This is a genomic window from Rhodococcus sp. OS5 (assembly GCF_056837585.1).
On sequence record NZ_CM166368.1, the window covers coordinates 1,820,686 to 1,841,660 of the forward strand.

The 20,975-nt window shown below is 62.8% G+C and carries 18 protein-coding genes; 11 read left to right on the top strand and 7 right to left on the bottom strand.

The features are described from left to right. Nucleotides 1-306 precede the first annotated feature (306 nt). Together rpoB and ACVZUB_RS08650 are read left to right on the top strand one after the other, a co-directional pair. Nucleotides 307-3,813 carry a DNA-directed RNA polymerase subunit beta gene (rpoB, locus tag ACVZUB_RS08645; protein WP_003942068.1) on the top strand — a complete coding sequence of 1,169 codons (3,507 nt, stop codon included), beginning with the start codon at nt 307-309 and terminating at the stop codon, nt 3,811-3,813. A gap of 117 nt (nt 3,814-3,930) precedes the next feature. Further along, complete coding sequence (locus ACVZUB_RS08650) at nt 3,931-7,887, top strand: DNA-directed RNA polymerase subunit beta' (protein WP_003941914.1); 3,957 nt, start codon at nt 3,931-3,933, stop codon at nt 7,885-7,887. A gap of 133 nt (nt 7,888-8,020) precedes the next feature. Here the strand turns inward: ACVZUB_RS08650 and ACVZUB_RS08655 are convergent, their stop codons facing one another. Continuing rightward, on the bottom strand, nt 8,021-8,407 hold the full coding sequence (locus ACVZUB_RS08655) for a glyoxalase superfamily protein (RefSeq protein WP_042921033.1): 387 nt from the start codon (nt 8,405-8,407) through the stop codon (nt 8,021-8,023). An 88-nt stretch (nt 8,408-8,495) separates the two neighbouring features. Between ACVZUB_RS08655 and ACVZUB_RS08660 the strand changes: the two genes are divergently transcribed. Continuing rightward, nucleotides 8,496-9,503 (top strand): LLM class flavin-dependent oxidoreductase, encoded by a 1,008-nt coding sequence (locus ACVZUB_RS08660; protein ID WP_075832679.1) that lies wholly within the window; start codon nt 8,496-8,498, stop codon nt 9,501-9,503. Between the two features lie 13 nt (nt 9,504-9,516). On the opposite strand, the gene ACVZUB_RS08665 is transcribed toward ACVZUB_RS08660, so the two are convergent. Continuing rightward, nucleotides 9,517-10,014: a SixA phosphatase family protein gene (locus tag ACVZUB_RS08665; RefSeq protein WP_007728426.1), complete on the bottom strand. Its 498-nt coding sequence runs from the start codon at nt 10,012-10,014 to the stop codon at nt 9,517-9,519. A 73-nt stretch (nt 10,015-10,087) separates the two neighbouring features. On the opposite strand from ACVZUB_RS08665, the gene ACVZUB_RS08670 reads away from it, so the two are divergent. Next, nucleotides 10,088-10,288 carry a hypothetical protein gene (locus ACVZUB_RS08670; RefSeq protein WP_003941897.1) on the top strand — a complete coding sequence of 67 codons (201 nt, stop codon included), beginning with the start codon at nt 10,088-10,090 and terminating at the stop codon, nt 10,286-10,288. On the opposite strand, the gene ACVZUB_RS08675 is transcribed toward ACVZUB_RS08670, so the two are convergent. Further along, nucleotides 10,285-11,043 carry an acyl-[acyl-carrier-protein] thioesterase gene (locus tag ACVZUB_RS08675; RefSeq protein WP_007728423.1) on the bottom strand — a complete coding sequence of 253 codons (759 nt, stop codon included), beginning with the start codon at nt 11,041-11,043 and terminating at the stop codon, nt 10,285-10,287. The two genes, ACVZUB_RS08670 and ACVZUB_RS08675, sit on opposite strands and share 4 nt — an antisense overlap. A gap of 44 nt (nt 11,044-11,087) precedes the next feature. Then, the gene (locus ACVZUB_RS08680) at nt 11,088-12,077 is read right to left on the bottom strand and encodes an NAD(P)-dependent alcohol dehydrogenase (protein WP_218679928.1); all 990 of its coding nucleotides are present in this window, start codon (nt 12,075-12,077) and stop codon (nt 11,088-11,090) included. Nucleotides 12,078-12,142: 65 nt separating this feature from the next. On the opposite strand from ACVZUB_RS08680, the gene ACVZUB_RS08685 reads away from it, so the two are divergent. From ACVZUB_RS08685 to ACVZUB_RS08715, 7 genes are all read left to right on the top strand, one after another. Continuing rightward, on the top strand, nt 12,143-12,799 hold the full coding sequence (locus ACVZUB_RS08685) for a TetR/AcrR family transcriptional regulator (RefSeq protein WP_003941871.1): 657 nt from the start codon (nt 12,143-12,145) through the stop codon (nt 12,797-12,799). 79 nt (nt 12,800-12,878) lie between these two features. Then, entirely contained in the window at nt 12,879-13,844 is a 966-nt protein-coding gene (locus tag ACVZUB_RS08690; protein ID WP_482628293.1) for an NADPH:quinone oxidoreductase family protein, read from the top strand. Nucleotides 13,845-13,933: 89 nt separating this feature from the next. Further along, nucleotides 13,934-14,404 carry a MarR family winged helix-turn-helix transcriptional regulator gene (locus ACVZUB_RS08695; protein WP_003941890.1) on the top strand — a complete coding sequence of 157 codons (471 nt, stop codon included), beginning with the start codon at nt 13,934-13,936 and terminating at the stop codon, nt 14,402-14,404. Continuing rightward, nucleotides 14,401-15,933 carry a DHA2 family efflux MFS transporter permease subunit gene (locus ACVZUB_RS08700; RefSeq protein WP_003942006.1) on the top strand — a complete coding sequence of 511 codons (1,533 nt, stop codon included), beginning with the start codon at nt 14,401-14,403 and terminating at the stop codon, nt 15,931-15,933. Before ACVZUB_RS08695 ends, ACVZUB_RS08700 begins: the two co-directional genes overlap by 4 nt. Nucleotides 15,934-16,080: 147 nt before the next feature. Beyond that, nucleotides 16,081-17,175, top strand: coding sequence for an LLM class flavin-dependent oxidoreductase (locus ACVZUB_RS08705; protein WP_007728412.1), 1,095 nt, complete (start codon nt 16,081-16,083; stop codon nt 17,173-17,175). Further along, nucleotides 17,162-17,635 (top strand): MarR family winged helix-turn-helix transcriptional regulator, encoded by a 474-nt coding sequence (locus tag ACVZUB_RS08710; protein WP_007728410.1) that lies wholly within the window; start codon nt 17,162-17,164, stop codon nt 17,633-17,635. The genes ACVZUB_RS08705 and ACVZUB_RS08710 overlap by 14 nt, the downstream gene beginning before the upstream one ends. Nucleotides 17,636-17,655: 20 nt before the next feature. Continuing rightward, nucleotides 17,656-18,642 (top strand): pirin family protein, encoded by a 987-nt coding sequence (locus tag ACVZUB_RS08715; RefSeq protein ID WP_039972959.1) that lies wholly within the window; start codon nt 17,656-17,658, stop codon nt 18,640-18,642. Nucleotides 18,643-18,682: 40 nt separating this feature from the next. Here the strand turns inward: ACVZUB_RS08715 and ACVZUB_RS08720 are convergent, their stop codons facing one another. The 3 genes from ACVZUB_RS08720 to ACVZUB_RS08730 are packed head-to-tail and all read right to left on the bottom strand — an operon-like array spanning nt 18,683 to nt 20,912. Continuing rightward, entirely contained in the window at nt 18,683-19,210 is a 528-nt protein-coding gene (locus ACVZUB_RS08720; protein ID WP_003941993.1) for a gamma carbonic anhydrase family protein, read from the bottom strand. A gap of 44 nt (nt 19,211-19,254) precedes the next feature. Further along, complete coding sequence (locus tag ACVZUB_RS08725; RefSeq protein ID WP_042453112.1) at nt 19,255-20,115, bottom strand: EamA family transporter; 861 nt, start codon at nt 20,113-20,115, stop codon at nt 19,255-19,257. After that, entirely contained in the window at nt 20,112-20,912 is an 801-nt protein-coding gene (locus tag ACVZUB_RS08730) for a crotonase/enoyl-CoA hydratase family protein (protein WP_047268912.1), read from the bottom strand. Before ACVZUB_RS08730 ends, ACVZUB_RS08725 begins: the two co-directional genes overlap by 4 nt. Nucleotides 20,913-20,975 lie beyond the last annotated feature (63 nt).

A 20,975-nucleotide genomic window follows, 5' to 3' on the forward strand; every position in this document is an offset into this window, starting at 1 on the left:
ACGCGCTCTCGCCCTTGACGGAGCGGTCCGCAAGGTCCACTCTGATCGGTGAACATGCACGGACGAGTGATCGGCAGTCTCACGTCAGTATCTGAATTCGACCCTCAGTTACACCCGACTCGACATTTCCAGAGTAAGGGTGTACTTTTGGACGTTGCGCTGGCTGCCTCCTGTCCACCCCTCGTCTCAACCGCTGCGAAGTCAAGTACTTCTTGCTTTCTGCGACGGGTTTCGTTCGGGTTGTAACCAGCGAAATTCGAAGCAGATACAGCGGCGGTCGCAACAGCACGGAGCGGCCCGCGTGAGGTGCTGGAAGGACGCATCTTGGCAGTCTCTAGCCAGACCAAGGCAGTTTCCGGAATCCCCGGAGCCCCGAAGAGGGTTTCGTTCGCGAAAGTTCGCGAACCCCTCGAAGTTCCCGGGCTTCTTGACGTACAGACAGATTCGTTCGAGTGGCTGATCGGCGCGCAGAGTTGGCGTGAACGAGCAGCGGCACTCGGCGACAATGCAGTGTCCGGTGGTCTCGAGGACATCCTCGCGGAGCTTTCTCCGATCGAGGATTTCAACGGCACTATGTCGCTGTCCTTCTCCGACCCTCGATTCGACGAGGTCAAGGCCTCGACGGACGAGTGCAAAGACAAGGACATGACCTACGCGGCGCCGTTGTTCGTCACCGCGGAGTTCATCAACAACAACACTGGTGAGATCAAGAGCCAGACGGTCTTCATGGGAGATTTCCCGATGATGACCGACAAGGGCACCTTCATCATCAACGGCACCGAGCGTGTGGTCGTCTCGCAGCTCGTGCGTTCCCCCGGTGTGTACTTCGACATGAGCGTCGACAAGAGCACCGAGAAGGATCTGCACAGCGTCAAGGTGATCCCGGGTCGCGGCGCATGGCTCGAGTTCGACGTCGACAAGCGCGACACCGTTGGTGTCCGTATCGACCGCAAGCGTCGTCAGCCTGTCACCGTCCTGCTCAAGGCACTCGGCTGGACCACCGAGCAGATCACGGAGCGCTTCGGCTTCTCCGAGATCCTCATGGCCACGCTGGAGAAGGACAACACCGCCGGCACCGATGAGGCGTTGCTCGACATCTACCGCAAGCTGCGTCCGGGCGAGCCCCCCACCAAGGAGAGCGCGCAGACCCTGCTGGAGAACCTGTTCTTCAAGGACAAGCGCTACGACCTCGCTCGCGTGGGTCGTTACAAGATCAACAAGAAGCTCGGCCTGAACGCGGGTCAGCCGATCGTTGCATCCACGCTCACCGAAGAAGACATCGTCGCCACCGTCGAGTACCTCGTGCGTCTGCACGCAGGTGACACCTCGATGACGGCTCCGGGCGGCGTCGAGGTTCCCGTCGAGGTCGACGACATCGACCACTTCGGCAACCGTCGTCTGCGTACCGTAGGCGAGCTCATCCAGAACCAGATCCGCGTGGGCCTGTCCCGCATGGAGCGTGTGGTTCGTGAGCGCATGACCACACAGGACGTCGAGGCAATCACGCCTCAGACGCTGATCAACATCCGTCCCGTCGTCGCTGCGATCAGGGAGTTCTTCGGAACCTCCCAGCTGTCGCAGTTCATGGACCAGAACAACCCGCTGTCGGGGCTGACGCACAAGCGTCGTCTGTCCGCCCTCGGCCCGGGTGGTCTGTCCCGTGAGCGCGCCGGCCTCGAGGTTCGCGACGTTCACCCGTCGCACTACGGCCGCATGTGCCCGATCGAGACCCCGGAAGGCCCGAACATCGGCCTGATCGGTTCGCTGTCGGTCTACGCCCGCGTCAACCCGTTCGGTTTCATCGAGACCCCGTACCGTCGCGTCGTCGACGGACAGGTGACCGACGAGGTCGACTACCTGACCGCTGACGAAGAAGACCGCCACGTAGTCGCGCAGGCCAACTCGGCCATCGACCGCGAGGGTCGCTTCACCGACTCGAAGATTCTCGTCCGCCGTAAGGGTGGCGAGGTCGAGTTCGTCGCGTCCTCCGACATCGACTACATGGACGTTTCGCCGCGTCAGATGGTGTCCGTCGCAACCGCGATGATTCCGTTCCTCGAGCACGACGATGCAAACCGTGCCCTGATGGGCGCGAACATGCAGCGTCAGGCTGTCCCGCTGGTTCGCAGCGAGGCACCTCTCGTCGGTACCGGCATGGAGCTGCGTGCAGCTGTGGATGCCGGCGACGTCATCATCACCGAGAAGACCGGTGTCGTGGAGGAGATCTCCGCGGACTACGTCACGGTGATGGCTGACGACGGAAGCCGCAAGACGTACCGGATGCGCAAGTTCGCGCGTTCCAACCAGGGCACGTGCGCCAACCAGCGTCCGATCGTGGACGAGGGACAGCGTGTCGAGGCCGGCCAGGTTCTGGCCGACGGTCCTTGCACCGAGAACGGTGAGATGGCGCTGGGCAAGAACTTGCTCGTCGCGATCATGCCGTGGGAAGGCCACAACTACGAGGACGCGATCATTCTGTCGCAGCGTCTCGTGGAAGAGGACGTCCTGACCTCGATTCACATCGAGGAGCACGAGATCGATGCCCGCGACACCAAGCTCGGTGCCGAGGAAATCACTCGCGACATCCCGAACGTCTCCGACGAGGTCCTCGCCGACCTCGACGAGCGCGGCATCATCCGTATCGGTGCCGAGGTTCGTGACGGCGACGTGCTGGTCGGAAAGGTCACGCCGAAGGGCGAGACCGAGCTGACCCCCGAAGAGCGCCTCCTTCGCGCCATCTTCGGTGAGAAGGCTCGCGAGGTTCGTGACACGTCCCTCAAGGTTCCTCACGGTGAGACCGGCAAGGTCATCGGAATCCGCGTGTTCTCGCGTGACGAAGACGACGATCTGCCTCCCGGTGTCAACGAGCTGGTCCGCGTCTACGTGGCACAGAAGCGCAAGATCCAGGACGGCGACAAGCTCGCCGGCCGCCACGGTAACAAGGGCGTCATCGGCAAGATCCTGCCGCAGGAAGACATGCCGTTCCTCTCGGACGGCACGCCTGTCGACATCATCTTGAACACGCACGGCGTCCCGCGTCGTATGAACATCGGTCAGGTCTTGGAGACCCACCTCGGGTGGATCGGCAAGACCGGCTGGAACGTTCAGATCGCGTCCGACGGCTCTCGTCCCGACTGGGCTGCGACCCTGCCGGAAGAGATGCTGTCCGCTCCGGCCGACTCGAACATCGCCACCCCGGTGTTCGACGGTGCGAAGGAAGACGAGCTCACCGGTCTCCTCGGCGCGACGCTGCCGAACCGTGACGGCGAGCAGATGGTCGGACCCGACGGAAAGGCCACCTTGTTCGACGGCCGCTCCGGCGAGCCGTTCCCGTACCCGGTCTCGGTCGGTTACATGTACATCATCAAGCTGCACCACTTGGTCGACGACAAGATCCACGCTCGTTCGACCGGTCCGTACTCGATGATCACGCAGCAGCCTCTCGGTGGTAAGGCCCAGTTCGGTGGCCAGCGCTTCGGTGAGATGGAGTGCTGGGCGATGCAGGCCTACGGCGCGGCTTACACGCTGCAGGAACTGCTGACCATCAAGTCTGACGACGTGGTCGGTCGAGTCAAGGTGTACGAAGCCATCGTCAAGGGCGAGAACATCCCCGAACCCGGCATCCCCGAGTCGTTCAAGGTGCTCCTCAAGGAGCTCCAGTCGCTCTGCCTCAACGTGGAGGTGCTGTCCTCGGACGGCGCGGCCATCACGATGGCGGACGGCGACGACGAGGACTTGGAGCGGGCCGCAGCGAACCTGGGCATCAACCTGTCCAGGAACGAAGCTGCGACGGTCGACGACCTCGCGAACTAGGTTTCGGTCCCCGGGTTGCTCTTGAAAGAGCGGCCCGGGGGCGTAGTTCACATTTGAATTGGCAGTCAGGTTGCCGGGTGACCGGCAACCGTAACCCCAACGGGGAAAGGAAGTTACGTGCTCGACGTCAACTTCTTCGATGAACTCCGCATTGGCTTGGCCAGTGCAGAGGACATCCGCAATTGGTCCTACGGCGAGGTCAAGAAGCCGGAGACCATCAACTACCGCACGCTCAAGCCCGAGAAGGACGGCCTCTTCTGCGAGAAGATCTTCGGCCCCACTCGGGACTGGGAGTGCTACTGCGGTAAGTACAAGCGTGTCCGCTTCAAGGGCATCATCTGTGAGCGCTGTGGCGTCGAGGTCACTCGCGCCAAGGTTCGTCGTGAGCGCATGGGTCACATCGAACTGGCCGCACCGGTCACGCACATCTGGTACTTCAAGGGTGTTCCGAGCCGTCTCGGTTACCTGCTCGACCTGGCTCCGAAGGATCTCGAAAAGATCATCTACTTCGCTGCCTACGTCATCGTCGGTGTCGACGAGGAGCTCCGTCACAACGAGCTGTCCACCCTCGAAGCCGAGATGCAGGTCGAGAAGAAGACCGTCGCAGATCAGCGCGACGCCGATCTCGAGGCACGTGCGCAGAAGCTCGAAGCCGACATCGCCGAGCTCGAGGCAGAGGGCGCGAAGTCCGATGTCCGCCGCAAGGTCAAGGACGGCGGCGAGCGCGAAATGCGTCAGCTCCGTGACCGCGCGCAGCGTGAGCTGGATCGTCTCGACGAGATCTGGACCACCTTCACCAAGCTGAGCGTCAAGCAGCTCATCATCGACGAGCTCCTGTACCGCGAGCTGGTCGACCGTTACGGCGAGTACTTCACGGGTGCGATGGGCGCAGAGTCCATCCAGATCCTGATGCAGAACTTCGACCTCGACGCCGAGGCAGAGTCTCTCCGCGAGACCATCCGCAGCGGCAAGGGCCAGAAGAAGCTGCGTGCACTCAAGCGCCTCAAGGTGGTTGCGGCATTCCAGACCAACGGCAACTCGCCGATGGGCATGGTCCTCAACGCTGTTCCGGTGATCCCGCCGGAGCTTCGCCCGATGGTTCAGCTCGACGGTGGACGTTTCGCGACGTCCGACCTCAACGACCTGTACCGCCGCGTCATCAACCGCAACAACCGCCTCAAGCGACTGATCGACCTCGGTGCTCCCGAGATCATCGTCAACAACGAGAAGCGGATGCTGCAGGAGTCGGTCGACGCCCTGTTCGACAACGGTCGTCGTGGACGTCCGGTCACCGGACCGGGTAACCGCCCGCTGAAGTCCCTGAGCGATCTGCTCAAGGGCAAGCAGGGTCGCTTCCGTCAGAACCTGCTCGGTAAGCGCGTCGACTACTCGGGTCGTTCCGTCATCGTCGTCGGTCCTCAGCTCAAGCTGCACCAGTGTGGTCTGCCCAAGCTGATGGCTCTCGAGCTGTTCAAGCCGTTCGTGATGAAGCGTCTGGTCGATCTGAACCACGCGCAGAACATCAAGTCGGCAAAGCGCATGGTCGAGCGCAAGCGCGTCCAGGTGTGGGACGTCCTCGAAGAGGTCATCGCCGAGCACCCCGTGCTGCTCAACCGTGCACCTACGCTGCACCGTCTGGGTATCCAGGCATTCGAGCCGCAGCTCGTCGAGGGCAAGGCCATTCAGCTCCACCCGCTGGTGTGTGAGGCCTTCAACGCCGACTTCGACGGTGACCAGATGGCTGTTCACCTCCCGCTGTCGGCAGAGGCACAGGCCGAGGCACGCATCCTGATGCTGTCCTCGAACAACATCCTCTCGCCTGCTTCGGGTCGCCCGCTCGCCATGCCGCGTCTGGACATGGTCACGGGTCTGTTCCACCTGACCCGTCTCGACGAGGGTGTCACCGGTGAGCTCGTTGCTCCGACCAACGACGAGGCAGAGCAGGGCGTGTACTCCTCGCCCGCCGAGGCTCAGATGGCAGTCGACCGCGGCGCGCTCTCGGTTCAGGCTCAGATCAAGGTGCGTCTGACGCAGCAGCGTCCGCCGCGCGACCTCGAGAACGAACTGTTCCCCGAGGGCTGGAACTACGGTGACGGCTGGACCGCCACCACGACACTCGGCCGTGTGCTCTTCAACGAGCTGCTTCCGGCGGACTACCCGTTCGTCAACGAGCAGATGCCGAAGAAGCGCCAGGCGACGATCATCAACGATCTCGCCGAGCGGTACCCGATGATCGTGGTTGCTCAGACCGTCGACAAGCTCAAGGACGTCGGGTTCTACTGGGCCACCCGTTCGGGTGTCACGGTCTCGATCTCCGACGTGCTCGTGCCGCCGGAGAAGCCTGCCATCATCGAGGACTTCGAGGCTCAGGCCGACAAGATCGAGAAGCAGTACCAGCGTGGTGCTCTGGACAAGAAGGAGCGCAACAGCGCTCTGGTCACCATTTGGCAGGAAGCGACCGACAAGGTCGGCAAGGCCATGGAGGCTCACTTCCCCGACAGCAACCCGATCCCGATGATCGTGAAGTCCGGCGCAGCCGGCAACATGACTCAGGTTCGCTCGCTCGCCGGTATGAAGGGCCTGGTGACAAACCCGAAGGGTGAGTTCATCCCGCGTCCGATCAAGTCTTCCTTCAAGGAAGGCCTGACCGTTCTCGAGTACTTCATCAACACGCACGGTGCTCGTAAGGGTCTGGCCGATACCGCACTCCGCACCGCCGACTCGGGTTACCTGACCCGTCGTCTGGTGGACGTTTCGCAGGACGTCATCGTCCGCGAGGTCGACTGTGGAACAGAGCGCGGCATCGTCACCACGATCGCCGAGAAGCAGGCCGACGGCACGATGATCCGCGATGCTCACGTGGAGACCAGCACGTACGCCCGTACCTTGGCGGCCGATGCAGTCGACGCGAACGGCACCGTCATCGTCGAGCGTGGCCACGATCTCGGTGACCCCGCGATCGATGCTCTGCTCGAAGCCGGCATCACGACGGTCAAGGTCCGCTCGGTCCTGACCTGCACCACCGGCACCGGCGTTTGCGCCACTTGCTACGGCCGCTCGATGGCCACCGGCAAGCTGGTCGACATCGGTGAGGCTGTCGGTATCGTCGCCGCACAGTCGATCGGTGAGCCCGGTACCCAGCTGACCATGCGTACCTTCCACCAGGGTGGTGTCGCAGGAGATGACATCACCGGCGGTCTGCCGCGTGTCCAGGAGCTGTTCGAGGCACGTGTGCCCAAGGGCAAGGCTCCTATCGCGGACGTCACCGGTCGGGTACAGCTCGAAGACGGCGATCGTTTCTACAAGATCACCATCGTTCCGGACGACGGCGGCGAAGAGGTTGTCTACGACAAGCTCAGCAAGCGTCAGCGTCTGCGTGTCTTCAAGCACGCCGACGGTCGCGAAAGCCTCTTGGCTGACGGTGACCACGTCGAGGTCGGACAGCAGCTCATGGAAGGTGCTGCCGATCCCCACGAGGTCCTGCGAGTCATGGGTCCGCGTCAGGTTCAGATCCACTTGGTCAACGAGGTCCAGGAGGTGTACCGGAGCCAGGGTGTGTCGATCCACGACAAGCACATCGAGGTCATCGTGCGCCAGATGCTTCGTCGCGTGACGATCATCGATTCCGGTGCCACCGAGTTCCTGCCCGGTTCGCTCACCGAGCGCGCCGAGTTCGAGTCGGCAAACCGCCGCGTTGTCGCCGAGGGTGGCGAGCCCGCAGCCGGCCGTCCGGTGCTCATGGGTATCACGAAGGCGTCGCTCGCGACGGATTCGTGGCTGTCCGCGGCATCGTTCCAGGAGACCACTCGTGTCTTGACCGACGCGGCTATCAACTGCCGCTCGGACAAGCTGATCGGTCTGAAGGAAAATGTCATCATCGGCAAGCTGATCCCTGCCGGTACCGGTATCAACCGTTACCGCAACATCCAGGTTCAGCCCACCGAAGAGGCACGCGCCGCTGCTTACGCAGTGCCGTCGTACGACGACCAGTACTACAGCCCGGACGGCTTCGGCCAGAACACCGGTGCTGCAGTTCCGCTGGACGACTACGGCTTCAGCAACGACTACCGCTAGTCGGGTAGTCGCATGTGACGACTACCGCTAGTCGGGTAGTCGCATGTGACGACTACCGCTAAGCGTTAGTTCGTAGAAATCCCCCCACTTCGAAAGAGGTGGGGGGATTTTTCATGTCAGGAGTGGGACGTTTTCAGGAGCTGCTGCCGCTGAGGTCCGGGATGACGATCTCTTGGACGGCCCACTTGTTCCCGTCGGGGTCGGCGAAGTAGATGAACCGCCCCCAGGCCTGGTCGTCGATCGGGCTGATGTCGATGCCGCGGCTCTTGAACTCGCGCTCGGCCTCTTCGATGTCTTTGACCACTACCTGCATGCCGACGACCGAGCCGGGCTCGGCGTCGGTGATTCCCTTGCCGATGCAGATCGAGCAGGCCGAACCGGGAGGGGTCAGCTGGACGAATCGCAGGTCTTCGCTGACCGTGTGATCGTGGTCGGCATTGAATCCGAGGCGGACGTAGAAGTCCTTGGCGCGGTCGATGTCGGTGACGGGAATGGCGACCAGTTCGAGCTTGATGTCCATGACGTGCCCTTCATGTGATGGTGAATTCCGGCGACAGGTCCAGTGTTGCGGGTATTGCGGTCAGAAACGGTCCTCGTTTAGCGCCCGGATGAAACTTTCCAAGTTCCTTGTTGCTCCGAGAGTGCTTCTCTCACTGCTCGACCGATCCCGAACCAGGAGCGGATACCCCGACTCCGCAGCTCTGACGCACTCCGTCGAACGCGCTGCGCACGCCGACGCTCTCGGCTACCACCGGTTCTGGGTGGCCGAGCATCACGCGGTGCCCGGGATCGCGAGCGGGTCGCCGGCAGTGCTGCTTGCCGCGATCGGCGCGCACACGCGCGATATCAGACTCGGGAGCGGTGGGGTCATGCTGCCGAATCACCAACCGCTGATCGTCGCCGAGCAGTTCCTGATGTTGGAGGCTCTCTACCCGGGGCGAATCGATCTCGGCCTGGGTCGATCGCTGGGATTCACGGAGCCTGTTCGTCAGGCTTTACGACGCAGCAAGGACGCCCCGGACACGTTTGTGTCGGATCTGGAAGAGGTGAGGCGCTACCTGGAGGGTTCTGCGGCAGTGACGGCACGGCCGGCGTCGCAGACTGGAGTCCCGATCTTCGTGCTCGCCACGCGCACAGGCTTGAAAGTGGCAGCGCAGCTGGGGCTTCCGGTGGTCGTGGGCGGGCCGATACTCGGAATCGGTAGCACCGACCGGGTGGATGCGTTGGACGAGTACCGCCGAGCCTTCCGGCCCACCGACGCTCATCCCGAACCCTATGTGGTGGTTTCACTCGAAGTGGCGGTTGCCGATACCACCGACGCGGCGCGTGAGTTGCTGATCCCGGAGGCGTACGCGCTCGCTGAATCGTCACGGACAGGGGAGTTTCCGCCGCTCGTGTCGCCGGACGAGATCAGGCGCGCCCCGCGCAGTGATCGAAACGCCAGGCGCATCGAGTCGTTCACGGCTTCGGCGCTGCACGGGACGCCCGTCGAGGTGAAGCAGCAGCTTCACGATCTGGCCGAGCGAACCGGTGCCGACGAATTGCTGGCGTCCACGTCGACGTACGACCGTGACGCGCTTGCACTTTCGGACCGCCTACTGCGTGAGGTGGTTTAGCAGTGTGGTTGATCTAACGAGGCACGTGAAACTCGAGCAGAGTGGCGACGGAGTCGTCGAGTTCGGTCCACGGCACCGGTACGGAGAGGACGGCGATCGCCGAAGTCGGGAACTTGTCGCGGATACGTTGGGCCGCTTCGGAGTTTTCGTTCGATGCGAGATCGAGTGCAGTCCAGGGAATTCCGGGTTCGTGTCCGACGATCAGGAGCGTCTTGACGTGGTCGGACGTGGTTCGCGCAGCTGCAATGACGTCTGCGGGTGAGCCGCCGTAGATGGACTTCTCGAACCCGGCGGGAGCTTCGATTCCCGTCGAGGCAAGGGTTTCGACGGTCCGCCGGGAGGTGGAGCACAGAACGGCGTCGACGGGCGGGACGTTTTCACGGATCCATTCGCCGCCGATGCGGGCCTCGCGCAGGCCCCGTTCGGCGAGCGGACGCTCGTGATCACGGATGCCCTCGGGGTAGCTGGACTTGCCGTGTCGCATGAGGACGAGGGTGCGGTGGTCGGCCATGCGTTCACGGTATCCGCTTTGTGCCCGTCAGTCCGGTTACTCTGGATGGTCAGGACCTTGAAGGAGGTTTTCGATGGCCGGTAAGAAGCTCGATCGAACTAATGCCCGAACTGCACTCGAGGTGGTACGCGAAAGCCCCACCATCGCTTTCATCACCGTTGCCCCGGCAGTGGTCGTGTTCGGCGTGGTGTGGTGGCTCTTCGGTTTCTGGGCCGCGATTCTTCTTGCGTTGGTGTTCGGTGTCGCGGCTGTCGCGACCCAGAAACTGCGTTAGAGGGCGCTCACCTGCGCAACTGCGCGGAGCGCTTCGCCGACCAGGAACCAGACCGTGACGGTCTTGTCGTCGACGCGGCTGCGCAGGACGACGTCGTCGCTGGAGACGATGGGGGAGAGGTACTCGATCAGTGCTCGATGCGGAACTGTCCGTAGTTCGGTGCGAGCGCTGAGGACCTCTTCGACTGCCTGCCAGTAGACGGCGTTGTTGACGTGGTCGAACGGGTCGATATCCGTGGCGCGCAGAGCGAACGGCGTGTCCAGAACACCGGCGTCGTCCGCCTCCGGTGCGTTCTCGGCGAGTACCCGCTTCCACTTCAGGCGATGCTCGTCGGTGGATTCCTCCAGTGGCCGCATGAAGTCGTCGCTCATCCGCGTGGGCATGCCCGACTCGGCGCTGATGTTGATCCAGAAGCCTTCGGTTTCCATCAGCGCGCCGTTGCTGCCGTCGAAGCGCACACGCATGTTCGCCCATCTCGTGGAGAAGCCGGAGCACCAGCGAGTCATAGTCAACTCTTCCGGCCAGATCGCCGGGCGTACGACGTCGACGACCGTACGACGCACTATCCAGAGCGGATGGGTGTCGATGGCTCCCGCGGCCTCGATGTTGTCGTTGCCGATGTCCTGCAGGTAGCGGGCGACGGCGTCGAGCCTGACCTGCTTGGCGACGTCGATGTCGCCGGTGCGGACCGGGCGGGACTTGACGAAGATCGGTCCTCGGTCCGGCTGTTGCGCGAGCGTGAGATCTGGGTTCACGTGAGATTCCTGTTCGCTGGAGTGAGCCGATTCTGTCAGGCTTTTCAGCGAGTGGCGATTATCTGCTTTCCGCAGCCGGAGCCGTCGACCATTCGTGCCACGGCGACGGCGGTGTCGGCAAGGGGATGAACGGAGTCGATCACCGGGGTGATGTCACCTGCGTCGATCATCTGCGTCAGGACCTCCAGATCGTCGGCGTTCTCCGAAGCGATGAAGGTGCCCATTTTCTGAGATATGAACGGAGACAAGCACTGTGCGCGTATTTGGCGATCGGTTCCGCCGAGCCACCGTCCGCCGTTCTCGCCGCCGACGATCACCAGCGTTCCGGTGCGTGTGAGCGCCCGTCGAAGATCTCGCAGTCGGCGGTTGCCGCCGGTGTCGATGATGACGTCGTACCGATGCGATCCGTCGGTGGCGTCGTCGACGCGGTAGTCGAGAACCTCGTCGGCACCGATGGAGCGGACGGTATCGGTTTTCGAGGTGCTGCACACGCCGGTGACGTGAGCGCCCATGGCTTTTGCCACCTGCACCGCGTAGATCCCGACGCCACCGGATGCGCCGAGTACGAGGACGGATTGGCCCGCCTGCACGCGGCCGTGGTCGCGCACGGCTTGCAACGCTGTGAGGGCGGAGACCGGCACCGCTGCTGCTTGTGCGAACGACAACCGGGCAGGTTTTGCGGCAATCTTCGTCTCGAGTGCGCGTGCGTACTCCGCGAACGAACCGACCGCGATCCCGTATACCTCCTGGCCGACTGCCACGCGGGTCACCGAACTGCCGACGGCCTCGACTCGGCCGGATACGTCCAGTCCGCGTACCCGGTTCCTAGGTCTGCGCAGCCCGAAACCCGCGAGGCGCAACGGATATGGCAGTCCGGCCATGAGATGCCATGCCCCGCGGTCGACGGACGCGGCCTCGACGCGTATCAGCACTTCGTTGTCGGCGACAGTGGGGCGCGGAATGTGGTCGAGGTAGAGAACGTCGGCCTCGCCGTAGCGATCCTGTACGACGGCGGTCATCAGTTCCTTCGGCATGCGAGTCTCCGTTCGTCGAATACTTACAGCGTAAGTATTGCACTTACGGTGTAAGTTCTGTCAACGTGGAGAAGCGCGCAAGATTGACCCGAGACGACGTCGTACACGCTGCTGTCGCGCTTGCCGATTCCGTCGGAATCGATTCGATGACCATGCGGAAGTTGGGCACCGAACTGGGCGTCGAAGCGATGTCTCTGTACAACCATGTTTCGGACAAGGGGGATCTGCTCGACGGAATGGTCGATGCGGTCTTCGCGGAGATCGATCTGCCGACGCCGGGACGCCCGTGGCGCACGGAACTTCACGTGCGAGCGGTATCGACAAGGGAAGTGTTGGGGAGGCACCCGTGGGCAACTCCGTTGATGGAGTCCCGAACGACGCCTGGTCCCGCGACCCTGCGCCACCACGATGCCGTCATCGGAACGCTACGCGCCGCCGACTTTCCCGTCGCCCTTGCTGCGCATGCCTTTTCGATCATGGATGCGTACATCTACGGCTTCGTGCTGCAAGAAGTGAGCTTGCCGTTCGAAACAGCGCAGGAAACGACGGAACTGGCGAAGGCGATCATGGGCTCGTTCGAGAGCGGTCAGTATCCGCACCTGGCCGAGTTGACCACTGAGCACGTCCTTGCTCCGGGATACAGCTACGCTGCCGAATTCGCTTTCGGTCTCGATCTGATTCTCGACGGACTCGAACGTCTGCACATCGGGAGCGAACGATGATCTGACGTGAGTACCGGGTTAAAGTCGAGAAAACCGGGTTACCGGTCCAGACTTCAGATGTCCCGAAGAGGAGCTTTCTGTGCGCGCCATGGTGGTTACGGAACTGTCCGGTCCCGAAGGAATTGTCGCGCAGGAGGTTCCCGAGCCCGCAGCCGAAGGTCTTGTTCTCATCGATGTGAAGGCAAGTGGCGTCTGCTTTCCGGACCTGCTCATCACCTACGGCAAGTATCAGATCCGCCCGGAACCGCCGTTCATTCCCGGCGCGGAGATCTCGGGCGTCGTGGTCTCCGCGCCGGAAGGGTCGGGTTTCGCTCCGGGCGATCGTGTTCTCGCGGCCGCGTATCTGGGTGGGTATGCAGAGCGGATTGCCGTCAACCCGGCGCAGGTACTCCGAATTCCGGACGGACTCGCCTTCGACGAGGCGGCCTCGCTGATCATCAACTATCAGACGATGGAGTTCGCGCTCGCTCGTCGCGCGAAGATCGTCGCGGGGGAGACTGTCGTCGTGCTCGGCGCTGCAGGCGGAGTCGGAACGGCAACCCTCCAGCTGGCCAAGGCGCACGGTGCCCGGGTGATCGCCGTGGTACGACGCGAGGGCGTCGACGACTTCTTGCGTGAGCTCGGTGCCGACGAGGTGGTCGCGCTGGCTCCGGGATGGGGAGAGCGGATTCGGGAACTGACCGACGGCGTCGGCGCTCAGATCGTGGTGGATCCGGTGGGCGGCGATGCGTTCGACGACGCGGTCCGGGTTCTGGCACCCGAAGGACGACTCGTGGTGATCGGATTCGCCGGCGGCGGTATTCCCGAGGTAAAGGTGAACCGGGTGCTGTTTCGCAATATCAGCATTGTCGGCGCGGCATGGGGTGAGTTCACGCGTACCAATCCCGAAGCGGTAGCCGAGGTGCATGCATCGCTGGTAGAACACGTCCGGAACGGCTTGCGTCCGCTGGTCAAGGCACGGTATCCGCTTGCCGACGCAGCAGTTGCCCTGGCTGATCTCGAAAGCGGCAAAGTTCTCGGAAAGGCCATCTTGCTGCAGGAATGATTCTTCGCAACGTGATGGTGGTCACCAAATAATAAGTTGCAACATGTTTTCATTTGGGCAATAGTTGCAACCGCACTACCATTTGCCAGGTGATCGCTTCCGATTCTGATGACCTGTATGGAGCACTCGACGAGTTGTTCACTCGCCTGATGAGCGCCGGTGATTCGGAGTCGATCGATGCGTTGATCGAACTGGATCTCTCGTTCTCTCAGGTGCGTGTGCTGTTCGTACTTGCACAACGTGATGCGGCGATCCCGATCAACGAGGTTGCCGACGAGCTTCGGCTCTCGGTGGCAGCTACGGGGCGGAACATCGATCAGCTCGTGAACATGGGTCTGGTCGATCGCCGTGAAGACGAGCGGGACCGACGCGTCAAGCGGGTTTCCTTGTCGGAGGCCGGTCGTAAGGTGACGACCAACCACATCGAGTGCAAGCGCGGCCAGCTTCGCGAATTCGCGTCGCGTGTTCCTGAGCCAGAGCGGATTCGTTTGTTCGAGGCTCTCAAGCCCATTCTCGCGGGTGACTATCTGCGAGCACTTAACCAGGAGACTTCGCGATGACATCGCCGAACGCGCCGGCACCGGCGTCCGACAAACTTGACGGGGCGGTCCTCAAGATCGCTTCCGTGGTGGTGCTCGGCGCCATCATGTCGATTCTCGACGTAACCGTGGTGAGCGTCGCGCTCACCACTTTTGCCGAGGACTTCGAAACTTCGTACGCCACCGTCGCGTGGACGATGACGGCCTACACGCTCGCCTTGGCGACGGTCATTCCGGTTACCGGTTGGGCTGCCGACCGTTTCGGCACCAAGCGCCTGTACATGACAGCCCTGGTGCTGTTCGTACTCGGTTCGGTCGCTTGTGCGATGGCGTGGGACATCACCTCGCTCATCGGCTTCCGCGTGCTCCAGGGTCTCGGCGGCGGCATGTTGATGCCGCTCGGTATGACGATCATGACCCGGGCCGCCGGTCCGGACCGCGTCGGTCGCGTCATGGCAGTTCTCGGTATCCCGATGCTGCTCGGCCCCATCGGTGGCCCGATCCTCGGTGGTTGGCTGATCGAGGCCGCGAGCTGGCACTGGATCTTCCTGATCAACCTGCCGATCGGCATCATCGCGTTGGCAGCAGCATTCATCATTCTGCCGTCCGACAAGGCGAAGCCTTCGGAGTCGTTCGACTTCCTCGGCATGATCCTGCTGTCACCCGGCCTCGCGCTGTTCTTGTTCGGTGTGTCGTCCATCCCCGAGGTGGGAACGGTTGCGTCGGCTCGGGTTCTGGTGTCGGCCGGTATCGGTCTGGCGCTGATCATCGCCTTCGTGTTCCACGCGCTCAACAAGGATCACCCGCTGATCGACCTGCACCTGTTCAAGAACCGTCAGTTGACCACCGCCGTCATCACGACGTCGCTGTTCATCGTCGCGTTCATGGGCGCCGGGTTGCTGTTCCCGAGCTACTTCATCCAGGTCGGCGGTCACACCACGCTCGCGGCCGGATTGTTGATGGCTCCGCAGGGTCTGGGCGCTATGGTCACCATGCCGATCGCTGGTCGACTGGTCGACAAGATCGGCCCGGGCAAGATCGTCCTGACCGGTTTGCCGCTGATTCTCATCGGTTTGGGTGTGTTCACACAGGTTGCCTCGGATTCCCCGACGTGGCTGCTGATGGGCGCCTTGTTCGTCATGGGCCTCGGTATGGGTTGCACCATGATGCCGCTGATGACCGCAGCTATCGTGACGCTCTCCAACGAGCAGATCGCTCGCGGCTCCACTCTGATGAACATCGTTCAGCAGACCGCAGGTTCGATCGGTACCGCCGTGATGTCGGTGGTCTTGACCAACCAGCTTCTCGATCGTGGCCTCGATACGACGATGGTCGGTGCGGCCTCGCACATTCCGACCGAGCCGGGAAGTCCGCAGGAGTCTGCTGCGAATTCGATTCTCAGTGCGGCGTCGGACGCTTTCGGCAACACCTTCCTCGTTGCCACTGTGCTGATCGTCCTGACCCTCATCCCGGCGTTCTTCCTACCGCGGAGCAAGACCACCAGGCCGGTGGCCGAGGGCGAGACGGCAACGCCGATCGTTATGCACTGACCGCTTTTCGGTAGATCGTTCGTCCAGGTGAGGGCGGCACACATCTTGTGTGCCGCCCTCACCTTTTTGCCGTGGAATACAGCCGGATGGTTGAATGTTTGATCAGTTACATGCAAACGCATGGATCTAGTTCGCGGAGGAGCAACCATGCAGTTCGGAATCTTCACGGTCGGTGACGTCACCACTGATCCCACGACGGGGGCGACCCCGACAGAGCACGAGCGCATCAAGGCCATGACAACCATCGCCAAGCACGCCGAGGAAGTCGGTCTCGACGTCTTCGCGACCGGCGAGCATCACAACAAGCCGTTCGTTCCGTCGTCTCCGACGACGATGCTCGGATACATCGCTGCTCAGACCGAGAAGATCACGTTGTCCACGTCCACGACGCTGATCACCACCAACGACCCGGTGAAGATCGCCGAGGATTACGCGATGCTCCAGCACCTCGCCGAGGGGCGCGTCGATCTGATGATGGGTCGCGGAAACACCGCGCCTGTGTACCCGTGGTTCGGCAAAGACATTCGCGCCGGTATCCCGTTGGCGCTCGAGAACTATCAACTTCTTCGCCGGCTCTGGGACGAGGAGGTCGTGAACTGGCAAGGGGAGTACCGCACTCCACTCCAGGGATTCACGTCCACACCGCGCCCGCTGGACGGCGTCGCGCCGTTCGTGTGGCACGGCTCGATCCGCAGCCCCGAGATCGCGGAGATCGCGGCGTATCACGGCGACGGATTCTTCGCGAACAACATCTTCTGGCCGAAAGAGCACTACATCGAGCTGATCAATCTTTACCGCCGGCGTTACGAGCATTACGGCCACGGGTCCGCGGATCAGGCGATCGTCGGTCTCGGTGGTCAGGTCTTCATGCGCAAGAACAGTCAGGACGCGGTCAAGGAATTCCGTCCGTATTTCGACAATGCTCCGGTGTACGGCCACGGGCCCTCACTCGAAGAGTTCACCGAGCAGACGCCGCTGACCGTCGGTTCCCCTGAACAGGTCATCGAGAAGACGTTGGCGTTTGCCGATTTCTTCGGTGACTACCAGCGCCAGCTGTTCCTGATGGATCACGCCGGACTGCCGCTGAAGACGGTGCTCGAGCAGCTCGATCTGCTCGGTGAGGAAGTTGTTCCGGTTCTGCGCCGTGAGTTCGCGGCCAGGCGGCCAGCACATGTGCCGGACAACCCGCCCACTCACGCGTCGATGAAGGCGGCTCGTGAGGCAAGCAGTGTCACTGCCTGACGAGCAACCGCCTGAGGTTCCGGTCAGCACCACCGAACTCGCCACCGACGCCTGGGAAGCCTTGTTTCGCGCCCAGGTGTCGGTGATGCGGCGGCTCTCTGCCGATGACGTCTGGGATCAGGTGTCGATGCGCGAGTACGACGTGCTGTTCACGCTGAGTCTTGCGCCGAGTAGTTCCCTTCGCCTGCATGACCTGAATCGGGAGATATTGCTGAGCCAGCCTTCGCTCAGTCGCCTGGTGGAACGGTTGGAGGGCGAAGGTCTGGTAACGAGAAGTGTTGATCCACAGGATCGCCGCGGGACGATCGTGCAACTCACCGAAACGGGTGCAGCGCTGCAGAAATCAGTGGGTCGCCGTCATGCCGCGAGCATCCGCCGCCACGTCGGACCGGCCCTGGACGCGGATGAACTTCGACTGTTGGCCGAATTGTGCACGCGTCTGCGTCTCGCGCAGTCATGACTGGAGGCAGGATGGACGATATGAGCAACCTCGAAGCGCAGCCCGTCGAGCAGGAATGCGAAGGCCATCCGGCGGAGAGCGAGATTCAGATCCTCACCCCGCGCGACGTACCGCTCGGTGGCCCGCGGGCCATGCGAGTGCGACGCACCCTCCCGCAACGCGAGCGTTCGCTGATCGGGGGATGGTGTTTTGCAGATCATTACGGTCCGGATGACGTCGGCTCAGGACCGGGCATGCATGTGCCGCCGCATCCGCATACCGGTTTGCAGACGGTGAGTTGGCTGTTCACCGGAGAGATCGAGCACCGTGACAGCATCGGTTCCCATGCGATGGTGAGGCCGGGTGAACTGAATCTGATGACGGCCGGGAGTGGGATCGCGCACTCCGAGGTGTCGACGCCGAATACGAAGGTTCTGCACGGGATGCAGTTGTGGGTGGCGCTGCCGGATGCGGCGCGCGATACCGCACCCGCGTTCGTTCACTATCGACCGGAGCCGGTGACCACCGATGGTGTCACGCTCAGTGTGTTCCTCGGTTCGCTCGCCGGTGAAACGTCTCCGGTGTCTACCTTCACCGAATTACTCGGTGCCGAGGTGATTCTCGATCCTGGGGCCGAGATCGCCCTCGATGTCGATCGTTCACATGAGCACGGCGTGATCGTCGATCAAGGATCGGTTGTTCTGCGTGGTACCACTGTCGGCTGGGCCGAGTTGGGTTATCAAGCACCGGGTTTCGGAAAACTGACTTTGCGCAATCCGGGATCCGAACCGGCTCGACTGCTACTTCTCGGCGGGAAACCGTTGGGCGAGCAGGTCATCATGTGGTGGAACTTCATGGGCCGTACACACGAAGAGATCGTCGAGTATCGACGCAAGTGGCAGGCCGAGCTTGCCTCCGGATTCGACGGCAGCGTCCCGGACCGGCGTTTCGGCGTCGTGCCGGGATACGACGGTCCGGCGCTCCCGGCACCCGAGTTGCCGAACAGTACGTTGCGGCCCCGAGGCTAGTCGTTGCTCTTGCTGCTACCGGCCGCGAGCGTCGTTTCGATCAGGCTTGTTCGATGTCCTGGTGAGCCTTCGCGAGCATGATGTAGCCGGCGCCGTTGGCGGTGATACCGGCCTTTTCGCCTTCGGAGAGTTCACGTTTGACCTTGGCGGGCACGCCGGCGACCAGTGATCCAGGTGGGATTTGCATCCCCTGAGACACGACGGCGCCGGCTGCAATCAGTGACCCCGAGCCGATGTGTGCGCCGTTGAGCACCACGGCACCCATGCCGACGAGAACGTCGTCTTCGACGGTGCACCCGTGCAGCACTGCGTTGTGGCCGACCGAGATTCGTTCGCCCAGCACTGCGGGGAACGTCGGGTCGGCGTGCACGGTGCAGTTGTCCTGAATGTTGGTGTCAGCGCCGATGGAGATCGATTCTGCGTCGCCGCGGATAACCGCGCCGTACCAGATGCTGGCTCCCGCAGCGATGGTCACCGCGCCGACAACGGTGGCGTTGGGTGCGATGAACGCACTTTCGTCGATCTGCGGGGTGTTACCGAGAACGGTGGCGATGATCGGGTTGGTCATGGTTCTCCTGTGCGTTGGAATGACGTGCTCTGACGGTACCTGGACTACTTCGCTGTGGGTTTTCGATTCATGACGACTGTGCCGACGCCCGCGGTCACCACCAGTGCGATGGCCACGAGTGTGAACGCGTCGAGCGTTTGCCCGATCACGAGGACTCCGGCCAGTGCGGCCGCTGCGGGTTCGAGGGCGATGAGGACGGCAAAGACTTTCTTGGCTAGAGAGCGCAGCGCCCACATTTCCAAGCTGTACGGGATGACGGACGAGAGGACGGCGACGGCTGCGCCTGCGGCGAGCATCGTCGGATCCAGCAGTTCACTTCCTCCCGAGACGACGCCGAAGGGCAGCGTCAATACGGCCGCGACGATGCTTGCGCCTGCCAACCCGTCGGCGCTCGGGAGCGTCGCGGCCAGGTGGGAACCGGCCACGATGTATCCGGCCCACGCAGTAGCGGCGATCAACGCGAACATCACCCCGATCGGGTCCAAGCCGGATTCGCCGTGATCGCCCAACCCGAGCAGCAACACTCCGCCGAAGGCGAGCAGCACCCATGCTCCGTCGGCCCACCGACGAGACAGAACTGCGGCCAGGGTGAGCGGTCCGAGGAACTCGATGGTGACGGCCGTTCCGATGGGCACCGTGTCGAGGGCGAGGTAGAAGGCGCCGTTCATCACGGCGAGGGCGATGCCCAGCGCGAAGATGCCTTTGCGCTGCCGGTTCGACCATCTGCTCCATCGCGGGCGGACGATGACGCCGAGGATGATCGCGGCGATCGTCAGCCGCAGCGTCGTGGCTCCGGCCGGCCCGATCTGCGAGAACAGTGTCGTCGCGAATGCCGCTCCGAACTGGAGCGACAGTATCGACGTGAGGACTGCTCCGACCGGCAGTAGCTGACTGCCGGCCTTCATTCTCCGGTGAACTCGGGACTTCGACGCTCGAGCATCGCGGCGACGGCTTCGTGGTGATCTCGGGTGTGGTGGGCGATCGACTGCATGGCGGCCGAGAGTTCGAGCAAGCTCTCGAGGCTCTGGTGCTGGCCCTCGCGGAGGAGCTTTTTGGTCATGCGGAGTACCTGCGGGGGATTGGCGGCTACTCGAGCTGCCAAAGCGTGCGCAGCGGAAAGCAATTCCTCGGGCTCGGTCACCTGCGAGACCAGACCCCAGTCGAGTGCCTTCGCAGCATCGATCGGTTCACCGGTGAACGCCATCTCGGCCGCGCGGGCGTTGCCGATCGCGCGGGGGAGCAGCCACGCTCCGCCGTCGCCGGGAATGAGTCCTACCTTGACGAAACTCTCGGCGAAGACTGCGGCGGTCGAGGCGATGCGGAGGTCGCACATGAGTGAGAGGTCGCAGCCCGCTCCGATGGCCGGGCCGTTGACCGCCGCGATGGTCGGCACCTCACACGTGTACAGCGCGAGCGGGATGCGTTGGATGCCGTGCCGGTAGCCCTGGCGGATCTCGCCGGGTGCGCCACCGAACATGCCCTCCTTGTCTCGCATGTGCTTGACGTTGCCGCCGGAGGAGAAGGCCGATCCGGCCCCCGTCAGAATGACCGTGCGCACACTCTGATCTCGGTTGACCGCGGTGACTGCGTCTTCGAGGGCCTCGATCATGTCGATCTCGGAGATCGCATTGCGGGTGTCCGGGCGATTGAGGGTCCACGTGACCACATCGCCGGTTCGCGAGATCAGTACGGCGTCGCTCATGGGTGCTCCTGGTTGTCGATGGCAGTTGAACTCAGTCTCTCACCACAGGATTTCGCAATAACA